General features: G+C 57.6%; 21 protein-coding genes. 12 read left to right on the top strand and 9 right to left on the bottom strand.

Annotation, left to right across the window (positions count from 1 at the left end; translation table 11 throughout):
- The first annotated feature begins 9 nt into the window (after positions 1-9).
- From dapA to ypfH, 6 genes are all read left to right on the top strand, one after another.
- Positions 10-888: a 4-hydroxy-tetrahydrodipicolinate synthase gene (gene dapA / locus IM294_RS17380; protein ID WP_028014021.1), complete on the top strand. Its 879-nt coding sequence runs from the start codon at positions 10-12 to the stop codon at positions 886-888.
- A gap of 16 nt (positions 889-904) precedes the next feature.
- Complete coding sequence (gene bamC / locus IM294_RS17375) at positions 905-1,939, top strand: outer membrane protein assembly factor BamC (protein ID WP_028014020.1); 1,035 nt, start codon at positions 905-907, stop codon at positions 1,937-1,939.
- Positions 1,940-2,048: 109 nt separating this feature from the next.
- Positions 2,049-2,762, top strand: a complete 714-nt coding sequence (gene purC, locus IM294_RS17370) for a phosphoribosylaminoimidazolesuccinocarboxamide synthase (RefSeq protein ID WP_023332985.1) — start codon at positions 2,049-2,051, stop codon at positions 2,760-2,762.
- Between the two features lie 120 nt (positions 2,763-2,882).
- Positions 2,883-3,749 (top strand): neutral zinc metallopeptidase, encoded by an 867-nt coding sequence (locus IM294_RS17365; RefSeq protein WP_028014019.1) that lies wholly within the window; start codon positions 2,883-2,885, stop codon positions 3,747-3,749.
- Positions 3,749-5,695 (top strand): tRNA(Met) cytidine acetyltransferase TmcA, encoded by a 1,947-nt coding sequence (locus tag IM294_RS17360; protein WP_126818727.1) that lies wholly within the window; start codon positions 3,749-3,751, stop codon positions 5,693-5,695. Before IM294_RS17365 ends, IM294_RS17360 begins: the two co-directional genes overlap by 1 nt.
- A 73-nt stretch (positions 5,696-5,768) precedes the next feature.
- Positions 5,769-6,464, top strand: coding sequence for an esterase (ypfH, locus tag IM294_RS17355; RefSeq protein ID WP_028014017.1), 696 nt, complete (start codon positions 5,769-5,771; stop codon positions 6,462-6,464).
- 38 nt (positions 6,465-6,502) lie between these two features.
- Here ypfH and IM294_RS17350 read toward each other — a convergent pair whose 3' ends face one another.
- Genes IM294_RS17350 through IM294_RS17340 form a run of 3 tightly spaced genes read right to left on the bottom strand, consistent with a single transcriptional unit; the run spans position 6,503 to position 8,212 of the window.
- Complete coding sequence (locus IM294_RS17350; RefSeq protein WP_013098222.1) at positions 6,503-6,700, bottom strand: YpfN family protein; 198 nt, start codon at positions 6,698-6,700, stop codon at positions 6,503-6,505.
- 24 nt (positions 6,701-6,724) lie between these two features.
- Complete coding sequence (dapE, locus tag IM294_RS17345) at positions 6,725-7,852, bottom strand: succinyl-diaminopimelate desuccinylase (RefSeq protein WP_028014016.1); 1,128 nt, start codon at positions 7,850-7,852, stop codon at positions 6,725-6,727.
- 3 nt (positions 7,853-7,855) lie between these two features.
- Positions 7,856-8,212 (bottom strand): ArsC family reductase, encoded by a 357-nt coding sequence (locus IM294_RS17340; RefSeq protein ID WP_045261161.1) that lies wholly within the window; start codon positions 8,210-8,212, stop codon positions 7,856-7,858.
- Between the two features lie 387 nt (positions 8,213-8,599).
- On the opposite strand from IM294_RS17340, the gene ypfM reads away from it, so the two are divergent.
- A complete protein-coding gene (gene ypfM / locus IM294_RS17335) occupies positions 8,600-8,659 on the top strand; it encodes a protein YpfM (RefSeq protein ID WP_015572204.1) in 60 nt (19 codons plus the stop codon).
- 108 nt (positions 8,660-8,767) lie between these two features.
- Here ypfM and acrD read toward each other — a convergent pair whose 3' ends face one another.
- On the bottom strand, positions 8,768-11,881 hold the full coding sequence (gene acrD, locus IM294_RS17330; RefSeq protein ID WP_126818718.1) for a multidrug efflux RND transporter permease AcrD: 3,114 nt from the start codon (positions 11,879-11,881) through the stop codon (positions 8,768-8,770).
- Between the two features lie 142 nt (positions 11,882-12,023).
- Positions 12,024-13,718, bottom strand: coding sequence for a nitrate/nitrite two-component system sensor histidine kinase NarQ (gene narQ, locus IM294_RS17325; RefSeq protein WP_126818719.1), 1,695 nt, complete (start codon positions 13,716-13,718; stop codon positions 12,024-12,026).
- 236 nt (positions 13,719-13,954) lie between these two features.
- Between narQ and nudK the strand changes: the two genes are divergently transcribed.
- Together nudK and IM294_RS17315 are read left to right on the top strand one after the other, a co-directional pair.
- The gene (gene nudK, locus IM294_RS17320) at positions 13,955-14,545 is read left to right on the top strand and encodes a GDP-mannose pyrophosphatase NudK (protein ID WP_126818720.1); all 591 of its coding nucleotides are present in this window, start codon (positions 13,955-13,957) and stop codon (positions 14,543-14,545) included.
- 109 nt (positions 14,546-14,654) lie between these two features.
- Complete coding sequence (locus tag IM294_RS17315) at positions 14,655-15,698, top strand: DUF1176 domain-containing protein (protein ID WP_045631021.1); 1,044 nt, start codon at positions 14,655-14,657, stop codon at positions 15,696-15,698.
- Positions 15,699-15,721: 23 nt separating this feature from the next.
- Here the strand turns inward: IM294_RS17315 and tkt are convergent, their stop codons facing one another.
- Positions 15,722-17,710, bottom strand: coding sequence for a transketolase (tkt, locus tag IM294_RS17310; RefSeq protein ID WP_028014010.1), 1,989 nt, complete (start codon positions 17,708-17,710; stop codon positions 15,722-15,724).
- 19 nt (positions 17,711-17,729) lie between these two features.
- Positions 17,730-18,680, bottom strand: coding sequence for a transaldolase (gene tal, locus IM294_RS17305; protein WP_028014009.1), 951 nt, complete (start codon positions 18,678-18,680; stop codon positions 17,730-17,732).
- 246 nt (positions 18,681-18,926) lie between these two features.
- Here tal and maeB point away from each other — a divergent pair, with 246 nt between their 5' ends.
- Positions 18,927-21,206 carry an NADP-dependent oxaloacetate-decarboxylating malate dehydrogenase gene (gene maeB, locus IM294_RS17300; protein ID WP_028014008.1) on the top strand — a complete coding sequence of 760 codons (2,280 nt, stop codon included), beginning with the start codon at positions 18,927-18,929 and terminating at the stop codon, positions 21,204-21,206.
- A 64-nt stretch (positions 21,207-21,270) separates the two neighbouring features.
- On the opposite strand, the gene hemF is transcribed toward maeB, so the two are convergent.
- Positions 21,271-22,170 carry an oxygen-dependent coproporphyrinogen oxidase gene (gene hemF, locus IM294_RS17295; protein WP_063155455.1) on the bottom strand — a complete coding sequence of 300 codons (900 nt, stop codon included), beginning with the start codon at positions 22,168-22,170 and terminating at the stop codon, positions 21,271-21,273.
- Positions 22,170-23,045: an N-acetylmuramoyl-L-alanine amidase AmiA gene (gene amiA, locus IM294_RS17290; RefSeq protein ID WP_028014006.1), complete on the bottom strand. Its 876-nt coding sequence runs from the start codon at positions 23,043-23,045 to the stop codon at positions 22,170-22,172. Before amiA ends, hemF begins: the two co-directional genes overlap by 1 nt.
- 212 nt (positions 23,046-23,257) lie before the next feature.
- On the opposite strand from amiA, the gene IM294_RS17285 reads away from it, so the two are divergent.
- Positions 23,258-23,683 carry a GNAT family acetyltransferase gene (locus IM294_RS17285; protein WP_003861292.1) on the top strand — a complete coding sequence of 142 codons (426 nt, stop codon included), beginning with the start codon at positions 23,258-23,260 and terminating at the stop codon, positions 23,681-23,683.
- Positions 23,670-24,119 carry a DUF2919 domain-containing protein gene (locus IM294_RS17280; RefSeq protein WP_041908792.1) on the top strand — a complete coding sequence of 150 codons (450 nt, stop codon included), beginning with the start codon at positions 23,670-23,672 and terminating at the stop codon, positions 24,117-24,119. Before IM294_RS17285 ends, IM294_RS17280 begins: the two co-directional genes overlap by 14 nt.
- Positions 24,120-24,163: the final 44 nt, after the last annotated feature.

The following is a 24,163-nucleotide window of genomic DNA, read 5'->3' as shown; positions in this document are numbered from 1 at the left end:
GGATGGCTCATGTTCACGGGAAGTATTGTCGCGCTTGTTACACCGATGGATGAAAAAGGTAATGTCTGCCGGTCCAGCATGAAAAAGCTGATTGATTACCATGTCGCCAATGGAACCTCGGCGATCGTTTCGGTAGGGACTACCGGTGAATCTGCAACGCTGAGCCACGAAGAGCACGGCGATGTGGTTATGCTGACCCTGGAACTGGCTGACGGACGTATTCCGGTCATTGCGGGGACAGGTGCTAATGCGACCGCAGAAGCGATCAGCCTGACCAAACGTTTTAACGACAGCGGCATCGTGGGCTGTCTGACGGTCACCCCTTACTACAACCGTCCTACTCAGGAAGGTTTGTTCCAGCACTTCAAAGCCATCGCTGAACATACTGACTTGCCACAAATTCTGTATAATGTGCCGTCCCGTACCGGCTGCGATATGCTGCCGGAAACCGTTGGTCGTCTCTCGGAAGTAAAAAATATTATCGGTATTAAAGAGGCGACAGGGAACTTAAGCCGCGTTCATCAGATCAAAGAGCTGGTTTCAGACGACTTTATCCTGTTGAGTGGTGATGATGCGACCTCGCTGGACTTTATGCAGCTTGGTGGTCATGGCGTGATCTCCGTAACGGCGAACGTTGCGGCGCGCGATATGGCTGAAATGTGCAAACTGGCCGCAGCCGGTCATTATAATGAAGCGCGTGTCATTAATCAGCGTCTGATGCCGTTGCACAATAAATTATTTGTCGAACCCAATCCGATCCCAGTGAAATGGGCGTGTAAGGAGTTGGGGCTTGTAGCATCCGATACGCTGCGTTTGCCAATGACACCGATTACCGACCACGGTCGCGACATCGTCAGGGCAGCGCTGAAGCATGCCGGTTTGCTGTAAAGTTTAGGGAGATTTGATGGCTTATTCAGTACAGAAGTCGCGCCTGGCGAAGGTTGCGAGTGTTTCGCTTGTTATGCTGCTCGCTGCCTGTAGTTCAGACTCGCGCTACAAGCGCCAGGTGAGCGGTGATGAATCCTATCTGGATGCGACCCCGCTTGCTGAACTTCATGCACCGGCTGGTATGATCCTGCCGATCCAAAACGGCGATTATAATATTCCCGTGACCAACGGCAGCGGCCTGGTTGGTAAAGCGCTTGATATTCGTCCGCCAGCACAGCCTCTGGCGCTGGTAAGCGGGGCGCGTACCCAGTTCACCGGTGATACGGCGTCTCTGCTGGTTGAAAGCGCGCGCGGAAGCAATCTGTGGCCACAGGTCGTCAGCGTTATTCAGGCGAAGAATTACACCATTGATAAGCGCGATGACGCCAGCCAGACGTTAACCACCGACTGGATCGAGTGGAACCGTCTTGATGAAGATCAGCAGTACCGTGGACGCTATCAGGTCTCCGTGAAACCACAGGGTTACCAGCAGGCAGTTAACGTTAAGCTGTTGAACCTGGAGCAGGCGGGTAAACCGGTTGCGGATGCCGCCTCTATGCAGCGTTACAGCACTGAAATGCTGAACGTGATCGCCGCAGGTCTGGATAAGACTGCTACCGATGCCGCCAACGCCGCGCAGAACCGTAACGGCGTCACTTACGACGTTCAGAGCGGCGCGGATGACACCGGCCTGCCAATGCTGGTGGTGCGTGCACCGTTTAACCAGACCTGGCAGCGCCTGCCAGCGACGCTGGAAAAAGTGGGCATGAAAGTGACCGACAGCACCCGTTCAACCGGCAGCATGACGGCGACCTATAAGCCGCTGTCCGACAGCGCGTGGCAGGAGCTGGGCGCCAAAGATCCTCAGCTTGCCTCCGGTGATTACAAGATTCAGGTAGGTGATCTCGATAACCGCAGCAGCCTGCAGTTTATCGATCCAAAAGGTCACACGCTGACCCAGGCGCAGAACGATGCGCTGGTCGCTGTCTTCCAGGCAGCATTCAGCAAATAAATACGAGGGCGGGTTAATCCCGCCCTTTTTATTTTCGTGCTACGCAAACGTGTGCGTGGCATAATATACCTCGTTTTGAACGCAAATTATCACACCAGGAGTAATGAAGATGCAGAAGCAAGCTGAGTTGTATCGTGGCAAAGCGAAGACCGTATACAGCACGGAGAACCCGGATCTGTTGGTGCTCGAGTTCCGCAATGATACGTCAGCAGGGGATGGCGCCCGCATTGAGCAGTTCGATCGTAAAGGCATGGTGAACAACAAGTTCAACCACTTCATTATGACCAAACTGGCCGAAGCGGGTATCCCGACCCAGATGGAAGCGTTGCTGTCCGATACGGAATGTCTGGTGAAAAAACTGGATATGGTTCCGGTTGAGTGCGTGATTCGTAACCGTGCGGCAGGCTCCCTGGTGAAGCGTCTGGGCATTGAAGAAGGTATCGAGCTGAATCCACCGCTGTTCGACCTGTTCCTGAAAAACGATGCCATGCACGACCCAATGGTCAACGAATCCTACTGCGAAACCTTCGGCTGGGTGAGCAAAGAGAACCTGGCGCGCATGCAGGAACTGACCTACAAAGCCAACGACGTGCTGAAAAAGCTGTTTGATGACGCGGGCCTGATCCTCGTCGACTTCAAGCTGGAGTTTGGTCTGTTCAAAGGTGAAGTGGTGCTGGGCGACGAGTTCTCCCCGGACGGCAGCCGCCTGTGGGATAAAGAAACCCTGGATAAAATGGACAAAGACCGTTTCCGTCAGAGCCTGGGTGGCCTGATTGAAGCCTACGAGGCGGTAGCTCACCGTTTAGGCGTTAAGCTCGACTAAGTCCCTCAGTTGCCAAAGGATGTTCGCATCCTTTGGCGTCTTACCTTTGTTTCCTATGGTAATCTTGCCGTTAACCGCCTACGATCATAGCTATTATTAATGGAATAGTTCGAGGTGGTTATGCGCTGGCAAGGGCGTCGTGAAAGTGACAATGTAGAAGACAGACGCAGTGATGGTGGCGGCGGTCCTTCAATGGGCGGGCCCGGCTTCCGCTTACCCAGCGGCAAGGGCGGTATCATCCTGCTGATTGTGGTGCTGGTCGCAGGGTATTACGGCGTCGACCTCACCGGTCTGATGACCGGTCAACCGCTGCAGCAGCAACAGTCTCAGCACTCCATCAGCCCGAATGAAGATGAAGCGGCCAAATTTACCTCCGTTATTCTCGCCACAACTGAAGACACCTGGAGTCAGCAGTTCGAGAAGATGGGGCGCACCTACCAGCAGCCGAAGCTGGTGATGTACCGGGGCGCAACCCGCACCGGATGCGGTACCGGGCAATCTGTTATGGGGCCGTTCTACTGCCCGGCAGACGGCACCGTCTATATCGATCTCTCTTTTTACGATGACATGAAACGCAAGCTTGGCGCTGACGGTGATTTTGCTCAGGGCTACGTTATCGCGCATGAAGTCGGCCATCACGTGCAAAAGCTGCTGGGGATTGAGCCCAAAGTGCGCCAGCTGCAGCAGAACGCGTCTCAGGCCGAAGTGAACCGCCTTTCCGTCAAAATGGAACTGCAGGCGGACTGCTTCGCGGGCGTCTGGGGCCATAGCATGCAGCAGCAGGGCGTGCTGGAATCCGGGGATCTTGAAGAGGCATTAAACGCGGCTGAGGCCATCGGCGACGACCGTTTGCAGCAGCAGAGCCAGGGTCATGTCGTGCCGGACAGCTTCACTCACGGTACGTCACAGCAGCGCTACAGCTGGTTCAAGCGCGGCTTTGACAGCGGCGATCCGGCCCAGTGTAATACCTTCGGCAAAGCCATGTGATGGTGTCGTTTGAACATCTGACGCGCGAGCTTGAGCGTACCGGGCACCGCCGTCTGGTGGTGCTCTCTGGCGATGAACAATGGACGTTGAGCCAGGCGGCTGGCCTGCGTGATGCCTTGCCGGGAGACTGGCTGTGGCTGGAGGAGAATCCCTCAAAAGCCGTTAGCGGGATGCTGGGGCGAGAATACCTGCACGCCGTTTTTGACGCGCGTGCCGGGTTTGATGTTTCAGCCTTTGCCGCACTCAGCGGGACGCTGCGCGCCGGAAGCCTGCTGGTGCTGCTGGTGCCGCCTCTCGCTGACTGGGCCGACAAGCCCGACGGCGATTCCGTGCGCTGGAGCGACAGCGCGGAACCCATCGCCACCCCGCGCTTCGTTCACCATTTTTGCCGGACGCTTGCCGCCGATGCGGATGCGATCGTCTGGCAACAGCACCGTCCTCTCTCTCTTCCCGCTGCGCCGGATTCGCCCGCCTGGCAGCCAGCCAGCGGCGAGCCGCAGCGCGAGCAGGCGGAGATCCTCGACGTGCTTCTGACCATGCCTGCGGGCGTCGCTGCCGTGACGGCACCGCGGGGGCGCGGAAAGTCAGCCCTCGCGGGGATGCTGCTCAACAGCATTCAGGGGAGTGCGGTGGTCACTGCACCGGCCAAAGGGGCAACGGATGTCATTGCGCGCTTCGCTGGCGGGCGTTTTCACTTTATGGCCCCGGATGCGCTGCTGGCCTCCACGACAGAAGCCGACTGGCTGATTGTTGATGAAGCCGCAGCCATCCCCGGCCCGCTGCTGGACAAGCTGGTGTCGCGCTTTCCCCGCGTGTTGCTGACTACCACGGTCCAGGGTTATGAAGGCACGGGCAGGGGGTTTCTGCTTAAGTTCTGCGCCCGGTTCAGCGGGCTGCGGCGCTATACCTTATCCACCCCCATTCGCTGGGCGTTCGGGTGTCCGCTTGAGCGGATAGTGGCGAATACGCTGCTGTTTGACGACGCGCTTATTGACCGCAAACCGGAAGGTGACGTGCGTTTACGGTCGCTAGAGCCGCAGATGTGGGAGAGCGACCCGGCGCGCGTGGCAAGCGTGTATGAACTGCTGTGTGCCGCACACTACCGGACGTCCCCGCTCGATTTACGCCGGATGATGGACGCCCCCGGCCAGCACTTTGCGGTTGCACACGCGGGGGCGGATATGGCGGGCGCGCTCTGGCTGGTGGAAGAGGGGGGATTGCCCCCCGATCTGAGCCGCGCGGTGTGGGCGGGCTTTCGTCGTCCTCGTGGGAACCTTGTGGCGCAGTCACTGGCGGCGCACGGCGGGTCGCCTCTTGCGGCGACGCTGAAGGGGCGGCGGATTAGCCGCATTGCGGTGCATCCCCACCGTCAAAGAGAAGGCATCGGCCAGCGGCTTATTCGCAACGTCAGCGGTGAAGATTATCTCTCGGTAAGCTTTGGCTATACCGACGAGTTGTGGCGTTTCTGGCGGCAGTGCGGCTTTGTGCTGGTGCGAATGGGCAGCCATCGGGAAGCCAGCAGCGGGTGCTACACGGCGATGGCCTTACTGCCGCATAGCGAGGCCGGGCACCGCCTGTGCGCGCAGGAGCACCAGCGCCTGTGTCGTGATATGCGCGTTCTTTCAGCCTGGAACGGCGAAAAGATCCCGGTGACCGATGCCTGGGAAGCTACCCTTAATAGTGACGACTGGCTGGAGCTGGCGGGGTTTGCCTTTGCGCACCGGGCATTTTCAACCTCGGTTGCTGCCCTGACGCGGCTGGTGTTAGCTACAGACATGCCGCTCCCGGCGCTGCGCGGGAAAATAGAGGGTAAGACGGAGGAGAAGGGGCGAAAAGCGCTGCTGGCTAAACTGCGGAGTGAAACCGCGCAAGCGCTTGAGAGCCTTGATTATTCCCGCTGCCAGCAGCTGAAAGCCGACATTTTGCAATGGCAATTTTTTCAATGACTTCTTCAGTAAAGTGGCATGGTCATTACCCCGCAGAGGCGTAAAATCCTGCTCATCAATTAAGGAGACCGCCATGAAACACGACCATTTTGTTGTTCAAAGCCCTGACAAACCGGCTAAACAGTTACTGCTCCTGTTTCATGGCGTGGGCGATAATGCCGTCAATATGGGACAGATTGGCCGCTGGTTTGCGCCCGTTTTTCCGGAAGCATTGATCGTCAGCATCGGCGGCGTGGAGCCGTGCGGTCCAGACGGACGGCAGTGGTTCCCGGTTCAGGGCGTGACGGAGGAGAACCGTCAGGCGCGCATTGATGCGATCATGCCCACGTTTATCGACATCGTGCGCTACTGGCAGCAGCAGAGCGGTGTAGGCGCTGACGCAACGGCGCTGATTGGCTTCTCGCAGGGGTCAATCATGTCGCTGGAAAGCGTAAAAGCGCAGCCCGGTCTGGCTTCACGCGTCATCGCCTTTAACGGGCGTTATGCAACGCTACCGACAAGCGCGACCACGCAGACCACCATTCATCTCATTCACGGTGGTGAAGATCGGGTGATTGAGCTTTCGCATGCGGTAGCTGCCCAGGAAGCGCTGGTGCGTGAGGGCGGGGATGTGACGCTGGATATTGTTGACGATCTGGGCCACGCGATCGACGACCGCAGCATGCAGTTTGCGCTCGATCATCTGCGCTATACCGTGCCGAAGCACTACTTTGATGAAGCGCTCAGCGGCGGTAAGCCGAATGATGATGATATTGTTGAGTTTATGTGAGGTTATCCCCTCTCCACAGGAGAGGGGATACAGACCGATTACTTCTTCTGGTCTTTCTTCGGCCAGTCGTCGTCATCGTCCCACTTGTCGTTAAAATCACGGTGCGGCGGGAGATCCGGCTTATTCGCGAGAAACTTTTTGTGGTCAACGCGCTTAAGGTCTTTAATCACGTTCAGCAGTACGCCGACCAGAAACACCAGCACCAGAATCCACCAGTACTTTGCAAGCCAATCCATTCGCTATTCCTCTCTGAGCGCTCGTCAGGCGACGAGTTGCTCCATAATACGTTGATACATGCGGGCCAGCAGTTGTAAATCGGCTGCGTTCACACACTCGTTGATTTTGTGAATCGTCGCGTTAACCGGACCCAGTTCGACAACCTGTGCACCCATGCGGGCGATAAAGCGTCCGTCTGAGGTGCCGCCCGTCGTCAGCAGCTGCGGCTTAATTTCATTATAGTGCTCAATGGCGTTCACCACCGCATCCACCAGCTTGCCGCGCTGCGTCAGGAACGGCTGGCCGGAAAGCCACCAGTCAACGGTGTAGCGCAGGTTGTATTTTTCCAGCAGAGCGACAACGCGCGCTTTGATCGTCTCGTCGGTCAGTTCGGTACTGAAGCGGAAGTTGAACTGGACGAAGAAATCTCCCGGGATGACGTTGTTACTGCCGGTTCCGGCCTTGACGTTGGCGATCTGCATGCTGGTCGGCGGGAAGAACTCGTTGCCTTTATCCCACTCGATGCCTACCAGTTCGTTCAGCATTGGCGCGGCGCGGTGGACCGGGTTATCGGCCAGATGCGGGTAGGCCACATGCCCCTGAACCCCATGTATGGTCAGGTTACAGGTCAGCGAGCCGCGGCGACCGTTTTTGACGACATCACCCACCACTTCGGTACTGGATGGCTCGCCGACCAGACAGTAGTCAAGACGTTCATTGCGCGCCATCAGCGCCTCAACGACCTTCACGGTACCGTTATGGGCGCTGGCTTCTTCATCGGAGGTGATCAAGAACGCGAGACGGTTTTTGTGGTTCGGATGCTGAGCCACAAAGCGCTCTGCCGCCACAACCATCGCCGCCAGCGAGCCTTTCATGTCTGCCGCGCCGCGGCCGAAGAGCATGCCATCGCGGATGGTCGGCTCAAACGGCGGATTAATCCAGCGATCAGCGTCACCCGCGGGAACGACGTCAGTGTGCCCGGCAAAGGCCAGCGTTTCGCCCTGGCCACGCCACGCCCAGAAGTTCTGGGTGTCGCCAAAATCCATGCGCTCAACGGTAAAACCGATGGCGCGCAGGCGCTCAATCATTAATGCCTGACAACCTGCGTCGTCCGGGCTAAGGGAGGGACGGCGAATAAGCTGTTGAGTCAGCTCAATGACCGGGCATGACATACACTACACCTCTACGAAAAAGTCAGAATAAAGGGTTTCACTGAAACCCAGCAGCATAGGCTGACCTGGCTTGCAGAGCAATGGGCGTTTGATAATTGCCGGCATGTCGAGCATCAACTTTGCCGCGCTGTCGGCGTCAACGATGCTGGCGCGCACGGATTCGTCCAGCTTACGCCAGGTGGTGCCGCGGGTGTTCAGCAGCGCTTCCCATCCCAGTTCGTTAATGGCGGTATGCAGAAATTCTGCATCAAGCCCGTCGGCACGATAATCGTGGAAGCGGTACTCGACGTTATTAGTTTCCAGCCAGCGGCGTGCTTTTTTGATGGTGTCGCAATTTTTAATGCCGTACATCACAACCATGTTGAATCCTTTTGCTCTTATGGCGATTAAACGTTCAGTAAATTCGAAGATATATCTTTAGGTGGAATATAACACACTCAGGAATGCTCTGGATTTACACTTCTTCTTAATTCAACTCACACTTGTACGCTGAATATACTTTCACCATTTAAGCATAGATGTCCACCGTGTTTAAATTCTGAATAAACTCAGCGCGTAAAATAAAACTCACCCGTTCGTAGGGTTATTTCAAAATATTGCTGACCGTCACACAAAATTTAAACTCCTCCGTTCATATTTATCATAAATCCCCAACGGTGGCGGGGTACAATCACAGCGATTGGTTAAACAGTCTTCACAATGATGATACGTTTTCGTAGAATGCGCATAATAATAAGAGAGGTTGTTATGATTGAACGTGAACTGGGGAACTGGAAAGATTTTATCGAAGGCATGCTTCGTAAATGACATTCAGTAAGAATTGCAAGAGCACTAAAATAAGTAAAATAACCATAGTGTGAATTAATCACACAATAAAAAGGCGGCCGATTAAGCCGCCTTTTTTATGACTGCGGGTTATTCCTGTCGCTCCCGGAGCGGGAAGCGACGACGCACCAGCACAAAGAACAGCGGCACAAAATAAATCGCCAGGATGGTGGCCGAAATCATCCCACCCATGACGCCGGTACCCACCGCATGCTGGCTGCTTGAGCCTGCACCCGTGCTGGTTGCCATCGGCAGTACGCCAAAAATAAACGCCAGTGAGGTCATCAGGATCGGACGTAGGCGCTGGCGGCAGGCGTGCAGCGTGGCGGCCATCAGCTCGTGGCCTTTGGCATTCATCTCGTTGGCAAACTCAACGATCAGAATGGCGTTTTTCGCCGACAAGCCGATCACCGTAAGTAGCCCCACCTGGAAGTAAACGTCGTTCTCCAGGCCGCGCATCCAGGTCGCCAGCAGCGCACCGATAACCCCAAGCGGCACCACCAGCATGACCGAGAACGGAACCGACCAGCTCTCATACAGCGCGGCAAGGCAGAGGAAGACCACCAGCAAAGAAAGCGCATAGAGGGCAGGGGCCTGCGCCCCGGAGAGACGCTCCTGGTAAGACATGGCCGTCCATTCCAGACCAAAACCGGCAGGCAACTGCTGCACCAGTTTTTCCATGGTGTCCATGGCGGTACCGGTGCTGACGCCCGGCGCGGCTTCCCCGACGATCTCAACCGCGGAATAGCCGTTATAGCGCTCCAGACGCGGCGAACCGCTCTCCCAGCGCGATGTGGCAAAGGCGGAGAAGGGGACCATTCCGCCAGAATTATTGCGTACAAACCAGCGATTAATATCATCCGGCAACATGCGGAACGGCGCGGCTGCCTGGACATACACTTTTTTCACGCGGCCGCGATCCATAAAGTCATTTACGTAGCTTGAGCCCCATGCGGTTTGCAGGGTGTCGTTGATATCCTCGATCGACACGCCCAGCGCCTGCGCCTTACGCTGGTCGATATCCACCTGAAGCTGCGGGCTGTCGTCAAGACCGTTGTGACGAACGCGGGTCAGGCCGGGATCTTTCCCTGCTAGTTCTAGCAGCTTATCGCGCGCGGCCATCAGGGCCGAGTGGCCCGCGCCGGCGTGATCCTGCAGCTCCATATCAAACCCGGCGGAACTGCCCAGGCCGCTGATCGCGGGCGGGCTGCTGGCAAAGACGCGCGCCTCTTTAATGCGGGCAAACGCTTTGGTCGCGCGTTCGATGATGGCGAACGAGGTTCCCGTTCTGGCATCGCGTTCGTCCCAGTCTTTCAGGCGGACAAACATGCGGGCGACGTTCTGCCCGTTCCCGCCCGGGCCGGAGCCGACGGTAGAGAAGACCGAAACAACGTTATTTTTCTCTTTGGTGAAGAAGTACTGCTCAACGTTCTGAACCACCTTTAGCGTCTGCTGCTGGGTGGATCCGCTCGGGAGCTGCACCGAGGTGATGAACATCCCCCGGTCTTCCTGCGGCAGGAACGAGGTGGGAAGATGCAGGAACAGCCACACCATGCCGCCCAGCAGCAAAACGTAAATCATCATCCAGCGCAGGCTGCGGTGTAGCACTTTACCGACGGCAGATTCATACCGCTCGGCGTTGCGGTTGAACATGCGGTTAAACCAGCCGAAGAACCCTTTCTGGCCGTGATGTTCCCCTTTGTGCAGCGGCTTAAGGAGGGTGGCGCAGAGCGCAGGGGTGAGGATCAGCGCCACCAGCACGGAGAGCACCATCGCCGAGACGATGGTGATTGAGAACTGACGGTATATCGCCCCGGTTGTACCGCCAAAGAAGGCCATCGGGATAAAGACCGCCGACAGCACCATCGCGATACCAACCAACGCCCCCTGAATTTGTCCCATCGATTTACGCGTCGCCTGACGCGGGGAAAGCCCCTCTTCGCTCATGATGCGCTCGACGTTTTCGACCACCACGATAGCATCGTCCACCAGCAGGCCAATCGCCAGCACCATAGCAAACATCGTCAGGGTGTTGATGCTGTAGCCGAACGCGTAAAGCACCGCAAAGGTGCCCAGCAGCACCACCGGGACGGCAATGGTGGGGATCAGCGTGGCGCGGAAGTTTTGCAGGAACAGGTACATGACCAGGAACACCAGGGCGATCGCTTCCAGCAGGGTTTTGACTACGTCCTCAATCGAGGCTTTAACGAAGGAGGTGGTTTCATAGGCGACTTTGTACTCCAGCCCGTGCGGGAAATACTGCGACAGCTCATCCAGACGGTCCAATACCAGCTTCGCCGTCGCCATTTCGTTTGCGCCGGAGGCCAGCTTAATTCCCAGTCCAGAGGCCGGGTTGCCGTTAAAGCGGCTCAGGTAATCGTATTTCTCCGCACCCATTTCCACCTTAGCAACGTCGCCCAGACGCACTTCTGAGCCATCCTGATTCACGCGCAGGGTAATGTTGCGGAACTGGTCCGGGGTCTGAAGCAGAGATTGCGAATTAATGGTGGCGTTCAGGGCCTGTTTATCGACGGAAGGCGTGCCTCCCAGTTGCCCCACGGCAATTTGGGCGTTCTGGGCTTTGATGGCGTCCGTCACGTCGGTTGCCGTCATCTGATAGCTGTTCAGCTTGTTGGGATCCAGCCAGATACGCATCGAGTACTGTGAGCCATAGGCGTCGATATCCCCCACGCCGTTAATACGGCTGAGCGGGTCCTGAATATTACTGGCGACGTAGTCCGCAATGTCCTGTTTATCCATTGAGCCATCGGTGGAGACAAACGCGATGGTCAGAATGTTGGTATCACCGGTTTTACGCACGGTGACGCCCTGGTTCTGCACGGCCTGGGGCAATTTACGCATGGCCGACTGCAGCTGGTTTTGTACCTGCTGCACCGCTTCGTCCGGGTCGGTGCCCGCCTCAAAGCTCAGGGTGACAGTCGCCTGTCCCGTGGCGCTGCTTTGGGAGGACATGTACATCAGATTATCCAGACCCGTCATGTTCTGCTCGATAACCTGCGTCACGGTATTTTCCAGCGTTTGTGCGGACGCGCCGGGGTAGTTTGCTGTGACACGCACGTTAGGCGGTGCCAGATCGGGATATTGCTCAACGGGAAGAGAAGTAATCGCCAGGACACCTGTCAGACACAACAGGATGGCAAGCACCCAGGCAAAAATGGGGCGATCGATGAAAAAATTCGCCATGAAAGTGTGACCTCGTTTTGCTGCACGTCATTATTGTTTATTGCCCGCATCACTTTAGCGGTAAGGCCCAGGCCAAACGTGGAGAAATAAAGGAGATAATGTAAATTATCATGCGCTTTTCCCGGCGCTTCCCCCTTTACCGTTATTTACCTGTTAACGGCGCGGGTGCGGGGAACGTCACGCTGACCTGCGTGCCGCCGTTTTGCGGCTGCGAGAAGTGCAGCATTCCGCCGAGCCGTTGCGCGCGTTCTCGCATAATGTTCAGCCCGTAGTGTCCCGGCGGCTCGCTGGCCTCGCCAATCCCGATGCCGTTGTCGCGAATGCTGACGCTGTGCGTGCCGTCCACGGCCGTCACGCAGCTGACGGTGATCTCGCTGGCCTGCGCGTGCTTAATCGCATTCAGGACGGCCTCCCGCACGATCTGCAGCAAATGCACCTGCTTCTGCGCGTCAAGCGCCAGGGTGGAGAGGCGGCAGTCGAGGTGCAGCTTCGCCTGCGTCTGGCTCTGCAGGGCATCGAGAGACTCCTGCAGCGCCGCGGGTAAATTCGCATGGTTTAGCGTCAGGCGGAAGGTGGTCAGCAGCTCGCGCAGTTGCTGCCAGGCGTTGTTCAGCTCGCGGGAGAAGTCGGTGATGATCGTCTGCGCGGAGGCATTTTCCGCCGGCACGGCGTGTTTAAGCAGCGTGAGCTGGATCCGCAGATAGGAGAGTACCTGCGCCAGCGAATCATGCAGCTCGCGGGCGATGGTGGCGCGCTCCTCCATCAGCAGCAGCTGCTGGTAATGCTTCTGCGCCTGGTTAAAGTACAGCCCACGTCCGAGCATAGTCGCCACGCTTCTCATCAGCGGAAGAGGAACGCTGCCCGTCTCGCTTTGCCAGCGCAGCTCGCCGTAGAGGGTATCCTGCATCAGCACCGGCAGGGTTTGCAGAGAAATGCCGCTCACCTCTGTTCCTTCACACAGCCGCCAGTCGTCGCTGGTGCGTAGCTCCAGGTAATTCATCTGCGTGTATTCATGCACAATCTGCAAAATATGCCGGAAGCACAGGCTGTCTATCTGCCCGGTATTCAGCGCCTGGGAGCATTTGAACAGCATGTCCAGCTGCTGGTGGGCTTCATGCAAATGCCGCGTCTTTTCCGCGACGGAGGCTTCGAGCGACCGATAGAGAGTATGTAGCTCGCCCGACATATGGTTGAAGGCGCGGGAGAGCTGGCCCAGCTCGTTGGGGAGCGCGGTGTCCGGCGCCGGGGTGGTAAATTCCCCTCGCTCAATGCGTTCGCTGGCGGCCACCAGATTGTTCAGCGGCAACACCACCTGGCGACGGATGCGCCGCAGGGTAAACAGCGTCAGCAGCAGGATCCCGAGCGCGCCAGCCAGAGAGAGGAGGGTCACCGTCTGGATTTTATTTTCGGTGTAGTGCTGGAGGGCGAGCACAAAGGCATCAATACGGCCGACAAAATCCTCAATGTGAGCGTCATACCATGCGCTGTCGCCGCGGGCGATGCGCTTGTCCATGTCCAGCCAGGCCACATGCAACTGCTGATAGCGCGCCTTGACGTTGTCCGGGACGTACCAGCGGTTCAGCTTCTCCAGGGAAGGCGCGCTTAACGTTCGCTGCCAGTTCTCACGATGCGCCATAAGGGAGGGGCTGTTGCGCTGCATCTCGTAGCCGAGGCGGTAGCTCTGCATGCGCAGCGAGCCCGCAATGTTGATAGCTTCGGCGTCACGCTGGCTGCTGGCAAGCGTCAGCAGCGCGACGGTGCTGGTCAGCACGGACAGGGCAATGATCGAAAAGAAAGCCCAGGCAAGGCTTCCGGAAACGGGGCGTTTAACGGTCACGGAACGGATCTCTGCATAAAATGGCTCAGCCACAGGTCATGGGCAGTTGTACATTGCCTGATAACGCGGTGGCGAGCAAATAGCTTATTCATACTAAAGATAAGGTTATTGATCCAAAAGCCGCTTTGGGCATTAACCTGAAATCTGGCGAGAAGTAACGCGCCGCCTGAGCCGACGGACGACAAAGCGGGCTTCACGGGGTAGTATAAACAGACTCATTTAGCCGTGGAGCCCGTATGTCCCTGAACATTACCGTTATCAAAGACAAAATCCTTTCTGAAAATTACTTTGTCCTGCGTAACATCACTTACGATTTAACCCGTAAGAACGGTGACGTGATTCGCCACAAACGCGAAGTCTACGACCGGGGCAATGGCGCAACCATTCTGCTGTATAACCGTGAAAAGCAAAGCGTGGTGCTGATTCGCCAGTTTCGGGTCGCGACCTGGGTCAACGGCAATGCGGACGGGCGCCTGATTGAAACCTGCGCCGGCCTGCTTGATGACGATGAGCCGGAAGTCTGCATCCGCAAGGAGGCCGTTGAGGAGACCGGTTTTGAAGTGGGCGAGGTGCAAAAAGTCTTTGAGCTTTTCATGTCCCCTGGCGGGGTGACAGAGCTGGTCCATTTCTTCATTGCGGAATACACCGATGCCCAGCGCACGCATCGCGGCGGCGGCGTTGAGGATGAAGACATCGAAGTGCTGGAAATGCCTTTCACCCAGGCCGTTGAGATGGTGAAAAGCGGCGAGATCCGCGACGGTAAAGCGGTGATCCTGTTACAGTATCTGCAAACCAGCGGCTTAATGAACCTTAAACCGATGTCGTGATAACGTGTATTTCAGATAAATCTATCCGATAAATCCGATTGAGCCCGCCCGCCCTGGGCACGAAGATACGCCCCAGATTGACCTTTTCGTTTCCGGGGCTGTGCCATTCATGCGCTACTGCGTTTTGCTTTTCTTCTTTTTCTGCGTGCTACCCGCACCTCTGGTGTGGGCTGCGCCCGCGCAGCAGTCTTTTTCAGACTGGCAGGTTACCTGCAATAACCAGAATTTTTGTGTTGCCCGGAATACCGGCGAGCATCGCGGTCTGGTCATGACGCTGAGCCGTAGCGCAGGCGCGAAAACGGACGCCAGCCTGCGCATCGATCTCGGCGGGCTTTCGGCCCCGCCGGTTAAAGAGCCTGACATTGCCCCGCGCCTGCTGCTCGACAACGTTCCGTTAAAGCTCAATTCGCAGCACTGGCAGTTAACCCCCTGGCATCTCAAAACTGACGATGCGGGTACCATCACCACGTTTCTGAAAAACATTCAGGAAGGGCAGGCGCTGACCCTGCGCGGGGGGAAGCAGACGATCTCGCTGGTCGGTCTGAAGGCGGCGCTGCTGTTTATCGACGCCCAGCAGAAGCGCGTTGGCAGCGAAACGGCATGGATTAAAAAAGGAGATAGCCCGCCGCTGAGCGTGCCTCCTGCACCGGCATTAAAAAAGGTGGCCGTGGTGAACCCGACGCCGACGCCGCTGACGCATAGCGAGCTGAACGATCTGCTGGATTATGGGACGTGGCGGATGAACAACAGCCAGTGCTCGCTGGATCCTAACCGTCGTGAAGTACGCGTCACTGCATTAACGGATGACAAAGCGCTGTTGATCGTCAGCTGTGAAGCGGGGGCCTATAACACGGTCGATCTGGCGTGGCAGGTCTCACGTAAAAAACCGTTCGCCGCCCGTAGCGTCAGGTTACGTCTGCCGTTCACCCCCTCCAGCCAGAGCAGCGACATGGAGCTGATGAACGCCCGCTTTGATGAGAAAACGCGCGAGTTGACGACGCTGGCGCTGGGACGCGGTATTGGAGACTGCGGGATCCAGACGCGCTGGCGTTTTGATGGCCAGCGCTTCCGCCTGGTGCGCTACGCGGAAGAGCCAAGCTGTGATAGCTGGAATGGGCCAGACGCCTGGCCCACGCTGTGGATCACTCGCTAGTTTTGCCGGATGGCGCTGTCGCACTACAACACGCTCAGCGCTTTCTCCACCACGTTCTCAACGGTAAAGCCGAAATACGGGAACAGCTTGTCGGCAGGAGCGGATTCACCGTAACCCCGCATGCCCACAATTGCCCCTTTCAGCCCCACGTACTTATACCAGTAGTCGGCAATACCCGCTTCCACCGCCACGCGCGCCGCAACGCTGGAAGGCAGCACCGATTCCCGATACGCCTCGTCCTGCGCATCAAAAATATCCGTAGAAGGCAGAGATACCACGCGCACCGCGTGACCTTCGGCGGTCAGCTTCTCCGCCGCTTTCACCGTGATTTCCACCTCGGAACCGGTGGCAATCAGGATCACGTCCGGCTTGCCGCCGCTGTCTTTCAGGATGTACCCGCCGCGGGCGATGTTTTTTACCTGCTCCGGCGTGCGCTCGATCTGCGCCAGGTTCTGGCGCGACAGGATCAGCGCCGTGGGCCCGTTATGACGCTCAACGGCCAGCTTCCAGCCCACCGCCGCTTCCACCTGGTCGCACGGACGCCAGGTGCTGAAGTTTGGCGTTAAGCGCAGGCTTGCCAGCTGCTCTACCGCCTGGTGCGTTGGTCCATCTTCCCCCAGCCCGATGGAGTCATGGGTGTAAACCATGATCTGCCGGGCCTTCATCAGCGCCGCCATACGCGCCGCGTTTCGGGCGTACTCGACGAACATCAGGAAGGTGGCGGTGTAAGGCACGAAGCCGCCGTGATGGGCGATGCCGTTAGCAATCGCGGTCATCCCGAACTCGCGCACGCCGTAGTGGATGTAGTTCCCGGCAATGTCTTCCTTCAGGGATTTAGAGCCTGACCAGATGGTCAGGTTGCTTGGCGCCAGATCCGCCGAGCCGCCGAGCAGCTCAGGCAGGAGAGGGCCAATCGCGTTCAGGGTATTTTGCGACGCCTTACGGGTAGCGATTTTCGCCGGGTTGGACTGCAGATTTTCTATCAGCGCCTGGGTTTTATCGTCCCAGTCTTCCGGCAGGCCGCCGCTCATGCGGCGGGAAAACTCGGCGGCCAGCTCCGGGTGCGCTTTTTTGTAGGCGGCAAATTTTTCGTTCCAGGCCTGCTGCGCTTTTTCACCCGCTTCGCGCGCATCCCATGCTCTGTAGATCTCTTTCGGGATCTCAAACGGCGGATATTTCCAGCCCAGTTTCTGGCGGGTTAACGCCACTTCCTCTTCGCCCAGCGCCGCGCCGTGCGCCTCTTCTTTGCCCGCTTTGTTCGGCGAGCCGAAGCCAATGGTGGTACGGCAGATAATCAGGGACGGTTTGTCCTTCACGCTCTGCGCTTCCTGAATCGCTTTTTTCACCGCTTCAGGATCGTGGCCGTCAATCTCGTGCACCACATGCCAGTGATAGGCCTCAAAGCGTTTTGCCGTGTCATCGGTAAACCAGCCCTCGGTTTCCCCGTCGATGGAGATGCCGTTGTGGTCATAGAAGCCAATCAGCTTGCCGAGCCCCAGCGTGCCCGCCAGCGAGCAGACCTCGTGGGAGATCCCCTCCATCAGGCAGCCGTCGCCCATAAAGACATAGGTGTAGTGATCGACAATCTCGTGGTCGGGCTGGTTGAACTGCGCGGCCAGCGTACGCTCGGCAATTGCCAGGCCGACGGCATTCGCCAGCCCCTGGCCCAGCGGGCCGGTGGTCGTTTCCACGCCCGGTGTATAGCCGATCTCCGGGTGGCCCGGCGTTTTGGAGTGCAGCTGGCGGAAGTTTTTTAACTCCTCAAGCGGCAGATCGTAGCCAGAAAGGTGCAGCAGGCTGTAGAGCAGCATCGAGGCGTGGCCGTTGGAGAGAATAAAACGGTCGCGGTCGTACCAGGTTGGGTCAGTGGGGTTGTGCTTCAGGAAGTCGTTCCACAGCACTTCGGCAATATCGGCCATCCCCATCGGGGCGCCAGGGTGGCCGGAATTGGCTTTTTGTACGGCATCCATGCTGAGGGCGCGAATGGCGTTAGCGAGCTCTTTACGGGACATAGTTCACTCCGTGGCAAGGTTAAAGTTTGGCGGCGAGAAGATCTTCGAGTTTTCGCTGGTCGACGGCGAACTGGCGGATGCCGTCCGCCAGTTTTTCCACGGCCATAGGGTCCTGATTATGCTCCCAGCGGAACTCCGCTTCGGTCATGGCTTTCGGTTTTGGCAGGACGGTAGAGGTCGGCACCAGCTTGCGGATCACCGTTTCGTCGCTCTCCTGCAGCTTTTTCAGCAGGTCAGGGGAGATGGTCAGACGGTCGCACCCTGCGAGCGCCAGGATCTGCTCGGTGCGGCGGAAGCTGGCCCCCATCACAATGGTTTCGTAGCGATGCTGCTTGTAATAATCGTAGATATTACGCACCGACTTCACGCCAGGGTCTTCCTCTACCACGTACGGGTCCATCGGCTGTTTCGCCTGATACCAGTCGTAGATGCGCCCGACAAACGGCGAGATCAGGAACACGCCCGCTTCGGCACAGGCGCGCGCCTGGGCAAAGGAGAACAGCAGCGTCAGGTTGCAGTGGATCCCCTCTTTTTCCAGAACCTCTGCCGCGCGGATGCCTTCCCATGTGGACGCGAGCTTGATCAGAATGCGTGACTTATCGATCCCCTGTTCCTGGTAGAGCTCCACCAGGCGGCGCGCTTTGTTAATACTCTTTTCCTGATCGAATGAGAGGCGGGCATCTACTTCGGTCGACACGCGCCCCGGAATGCTTTTCAGAATTTCCGCACCAAAATTAACCGCCAGCTTGTCGCTGGCTTCAGCAACCTGCTGCTCCTGCGTTTTCCCGCGCTGTTTACCGTAGGCAATCGCGTCGTCAATCAGATGGCTAAAATGGGCAAGCCCCGCCGCTTTCAGAAGCAGCGAAGGGTTGGTGGTCGCGTCCTCTGGCTGATAGTGGCGAATCGACTCGATATCGCCGCTGTCTGCAACCACGGTGGTGAATTGTTTGATGCCGTCTAGCTGGTTCATAAATAATTACTCCTTGGAAATAAAAGAGTTAGATGAGTGCGTTAGTTCACACTTCTGAGAAAATCATGATGGACTTAACAAAAAAGCATAGCAGACGGGGCAGGCATTGCTTTTGAGACGGGTAACATGGCTGTTATAAATTGATAACAATTTTTAATGTGTGATGGTGAGAGTTTGGCAGCCTTCAAAGTTTATGCGCTGCTCAGCGGCGATACTATCTGACCGATACGTAAAAGGAATAACAAGATGGACGATCAGTTAAAACAGAGTGCCCTCGATTTTCACGAGTTCCCTGTCCCCGGTAAAATTCAGGTCTCCCCAACCAAGCCGCTGGCGACCCAGCGCGATCTGGCGCTGGCCTACTCGCCGGGCGTGGCTGCGCCGTGTCTGGAGATCGAAAAAGATCCGCTGGCGGCCTACAAATACACCGCGCGCGGTAACCTTGTCGCTGTTATCTCTAACGGTACGGCGGTGCTGGGCCTGGGCAATATTGGTGCCCTGGCCGGTAAACCGGTGATGGAAGGGAAGGGCGTACTGTTCAAGAAATTCGCCGGTATCGACGTGTTCGATATCGAAGTGGACGAACTCGATCCCGATAAGTTCATCAACGTGGTGGCCGCGCTGGAGCCGACCTTCGGCGGGATCAACCTGGAAGACATCAAAGCGCCGGAATGTTTCTATATCGAGCAGAAGTTGCGCGAGCGTATGAACATTCCCGTGTTCCATGACGACCAGCACGGCACGGCGATTATCAGTACCGCTGCCATTCTCAACGGCCTGCGCGTGGTGGAGAAAAATCTCTCCGACGTTCGCATGGTGGTCTCCGGTGCGGGCGCGGCGGCCATCGCCTGTATGAACCTGCTGGTGGCGTTGGGCATGCAGAAACACAATATCGTGGTCTGCGACTCTAAGGGCGTTATCTACAAAGACCGCGAGCCGAACATGGCGGAAACCAAAGCGGCCTACGCGGTTGAAGACGACGGCAAGCGCACGCTTGAGGACGTGATTGACGGCGCGGATATCTTCCTCGGCTGTTCAGGCCCGAAAGTGCTGACCCAGGAAATGGTGCAGAAAATGGCGCGCGCGCCGATGATCCTGGCGCTGGCGAACCCGGAACCGGAAATCCTGCCGCCGCTGGCGAAAGCGGTGCGCGAAGACGCCATTATCTGTACCGGCCGTTCGGACTACCCGAACCAGGTGAACAACGTGCTCTGCTTCCCGTTCATCTTCCGCGGGGCGCTGGACGTTGGCGCGACGGCGATCAACGAAGAGATGAAGCTTGCCGCCGTTCACGCCATCGCCGAGCTGGCGCACGCTGAGCAGAGCGAAGTGGTCGCCTCCGCGTACGGGGATCAGGATCTGAGCTTTGGCCCGGACTACATCATTCCAAAACCGTTCGATCCGCGCCTGATTGTCAAAATTGCGCCAGCCGTTGCCAAAGCGGCGATGGACTCCGGCGTGGCGACGCGTCCGATTCAGGATTTTGACGCGTACGTCGATAAACTCACCGAGTTTGTCTACAAAACTAACCTGTTTATGAAACCGATCTTCTCTCAGGCTCGCGCAGACGCGAAGCGTGTGGTGCTGGCGGAAGGGGAAGAGGCGCGCGTGCTGCACGCCACGCAGGAGCTGATCACCTTAGGGCTGGCGAAGCCGATCCTGATTGGTCGTCCGAGCGTGATCGAGATGCGCATTCAGAAGCTGGGCCTGCAGATTAAGCCGGGCGTCGACTTCGAGATCGTTAACAACGAATCCGATCCGCGCTTCAAGGAGTACTGGAACGAATATTACGCGATCATGAAGCGTCGCGGGATCACCCAGGAGCAGGCGCAGCGGGCGGTGATCAGCAATACTACGGTCATCGGCGCGATCATGGTCCATCGCGGCGAAGCGGATGCGCTGATCTGCGGCACCATCGGCGATTACCACGAGCACTTTAGCGTGGTGCAGGAGATCTTCGGCTATCGCGACGGCGTGCACACCGCCGGGGCGATGAACGCGCTGCTGCTGCCGAGCGGCAACACCTTTATTGCCGATACCTACGTGAACGACGATCCAACCCCGGACGAACTGGCGGAGATCACCGTGATGGCCGCCGAGACCGTGCGTCGCTTTGGTATTGAGCCGAAGGTGGCGCTGCTGTCGCACTCAAACTTTGGTTCGTCTAAATCCGCGGCGGCGTGCAAAATGCGCCAGACTCTGGAACTGGTGCGCGAGCGTGCGCCGGAGTTGATGATTGACGGGGAAATGCACGGTGATGCCGCGCTGGTGGAGAGCATCCGCAACGAACGTATGCCGGACAGCCCGCTGAAGGGATCGGCGAACATCCTGATTATGCCGAACGTGGAAGCGGCGCGTATCAGCTACAACCTGCTGCGCGTCTCCAGCTCTGAAGGGGTGACCGTAGGACCGGTGCTGATGGGCGTGGCAAAACCGGTGCACGTGTTAACGCCGATTGCCTCCGTGCGTCGTATCGTGAACATGGTGGCGCTGGCGGTGGTTGAGGCGCAGACGCAGCCGCTGTAAGGGCGCGTGTGCTTACCCGACCTGAGGATGGAGTAGGCCGGATAAGCGCAGCGCCATCCGGCAGTTAAATCCAGTCGCGTACTTTAAGGAACTCACTCAAGGCAGCCTCCGGGCTGCCTTCTTTTGGCTCGTAGCTGTACTCCCAGCGCACCAGCGGCGGCATAGACATCAGAATCGACTCCGTGCGTCCGCCGGTCTGCAGGCCGAACAGCGTCCCGCGATCCCACACCAGGTTGAACTCCACGTACCGCCCGCGACGATAAAGCTGGAACTCACGCTCGCGCACGCCGTAGTCGGTGTTTTTACGGCGTTCGACAATCGGCAGGTACGCGTCGGTGAACCCTTCGCCCACCGCGCGCATAAAGCTAAATGCCGTATCAAAATCCGGCGTGTTGAGATCGTCAAAGAACAGCCCGCCGATGCCGCGCTGCTCGTCGCGGTGCTTCAGGTAAAAGTAGTCGTCGCACCACTTTTTATATTTCGGGTAAACGTCTTCGCCAAACGGCAGGCAAAGGTCCCGCGCGGTGGTGTGCCAGTGCACGGCATCCTCTTCGAAGCCGTAGTAGGGCGTCATGTCGAAACCGCCGCCAAACCACCAGACCGGATCGGCTCCTGGCTTCTCCGCGATGAAAAAGCGCACGTTGGCGTGGCTGGTCGGAACAAACGGGTTATGCGGATGGATCACCAGCGAGACGCCCATCGCTTCGAAGCTGCGGCCCGCCAGCTCAGGGCGGTGCGCGGTAGCGGACGCGGGCATGGCGTCGCCGTGAACGTGGGAAAAATTCACGCCCGCCTGTTCGAAGATGCCGCCGTTACGCAGCACGCGGCTGCGCCCGCCGCCGCCCGCTTCGCGCTGCCAGCTATCTTCCTGGAATTCACCGCCGTCTGCGGCGGCCAGTTTCTGGCAAATCTCATCCTGCAGCTGCAGCAGGAACGTTTTGACCAGCTGTGCATTAGGTTTCATCAGCGTTTCCTGGAGTGCGCTTTCTGGTTATCGAACCAGTTGAAGTAACTGATAATGCCGGAGGCGATGGCGTTGGCGATCTTCTGGCGAAACGCCGTGGTGCCGAGCAGGCGCTCTTCTTCCGGGTTGGTAATAAAGGACGTTTCCACCAGCACGGACGGGATGGACGGTGACTTCAGCACCACAAACGCCGCCTGTTCGGTGCTTTTACTGTGCAGACGGTGCACCGGCTTAATCCGCTTGAGAATATGCGAGCCGAGCGTCAGGCTGTTTTTGATGGTGTCCGTTTGCACGAGATCGAACAGCACCTGCTGCAACAGATGATCTTTATCCGTGGCCTTCTTCCCGGCTACTTCATCCGCCCGGTTTTCGCGATCGGAAAGGTATTTCGCCATAGCGCTACTGGCGCCGCGGTTGGAGAGGGCAAACACCGACGCGCCCGCGGCGGAAGGGTTTGTGAAGCCATCCGCGTGGATCGACATAAACAGATCCGCGCCGTGCTTGTGGGCGATCTCGACGCGGTCATACAGCGGAATGAACGTGTCGCCCGTGCGCGTCAGGCGGGCGTCAATGCCGTTGCTGCGTAAAATCGATCGCACATTTTTTGCAATTGCCAGCACGACGTGTTTCTCTTTCGAACCGTTTCTGCCGATGGCGCCGGTATCAATACCGCCGTGACCCGGATCGAGCATCACCAGACGCTTTGCGCCCGGCTTTTTGGTTTTCGGTTTGCTGTGTCCGTTACTGGTTTTGAGCGTGCTCTCGTCTTTTGCCTGAGCCTGCTTAGCGATGCCCGTTAACGTTAAGGCCGCCAGCCCCGCTTTGAGAACCTGACGACGCGATGTGAGTGCTTTTAATGGTTTGAATGTGCTCATGCGGCCTGAATACTGAAAAATGGGGTCCTGGTGTTATATCGTATCGTGTTTCCCGTTACGACAGTCCTTATTGAGAATTGTTTTACTTTTCATTTCAATACGTGACAAAGTGACATTATGCCAAATTTTGGCGAGATTTTCCCCGGTTATTGGCTAAACGCCCCGTTCACGCCATAATCACTGTTTTTAAACCCGAAAAGGCGGTTAATACCATGGAGATACGCGTTTTTCGCCAGGAAGATTTCGAAGAGGTGATCACCCTTTGGGAGCGCTGCGATCTGCTGCGTCCGTGGAACGATCCGGAAATGGATATCGAACGTAAGGTGAATCACGACGTTAGCCTGTTTCTGGTCGCGGAAGTGAACGGCGAGGTGGTTGGGACGGTAATGGGCGGGTATGACGGCCACCGCGGCTCGGCCTATTATCTGGGCGTCCATCCGGAATACCGGGCGCGCGGCATCGCCAACGCGCTGCTCAATCGTCTGGAAAAGAAACTCATCGCCCGCGGCTGCCCGAAAATCCAGATCATGGTGCGGGAAGATAACGACGTGGTGCTGGGTATGTATGAGCGTCTGGGCTACGAGCACGCCGACGTGCTGACGCTGGGTAAGCGCCTGATCGAAGATGAAGAGTACTGAGATCCACCCGGCTGACTATGACGCGCAGGGCCGCGTCAGGCTGCCGTTTTTATTCTGGTGCGTTTTGCTCCTCCAGGCCCGTACCTGGGTACTGTTTGTGATGGCCGGTGCGTCGCGCGGGCAGGGCGATACGCTGCTGAACCTCTTTTATCCCGACCACGATGCCTTCTGGCTCGGCTTACTGCCGGGCGTACCAGCGGTGGTGGCTTTTTTGTGCAGCGGTCGACGGCATGTAATCCCGCGTCTGTGGCGTGCGCTTCGCTGGCTGCTGATCCTCGCCCAGATTGCGCTGCTGTTCTGGCAACCCGTGCTCTGGTGGCTGGGTGAACCGCTTTCCGGTATCGGCATCGCGCTGGTGGTGGCGGATATTGTGGCGCTGATGTGGCTGCTGACGAATCCCCGCTTACGCGCCTGTTTTACGCAAGAGTCAGATTAGCGCGGCACTTTTTGCCGATACCGCACTCCAACAAGCGTTGATTT

Origin of the sequence: Enterobacter cloacae complex sp. P43RS (genome assembly GCF_014930585.1) — a bacterium.
Taxonomy (GTDB): domain Bacteria; phylum Pseudomonadota; class Gammaproteobacteria; order Enterobacterales; family Enterobacteriaceae; genus Enterobacter; species Enterobacter bugandensis.
Note: the sequence above shows the minus strand (reverse complement) of the source record. Positions and strands in the feature narration are given on the sequence as shown.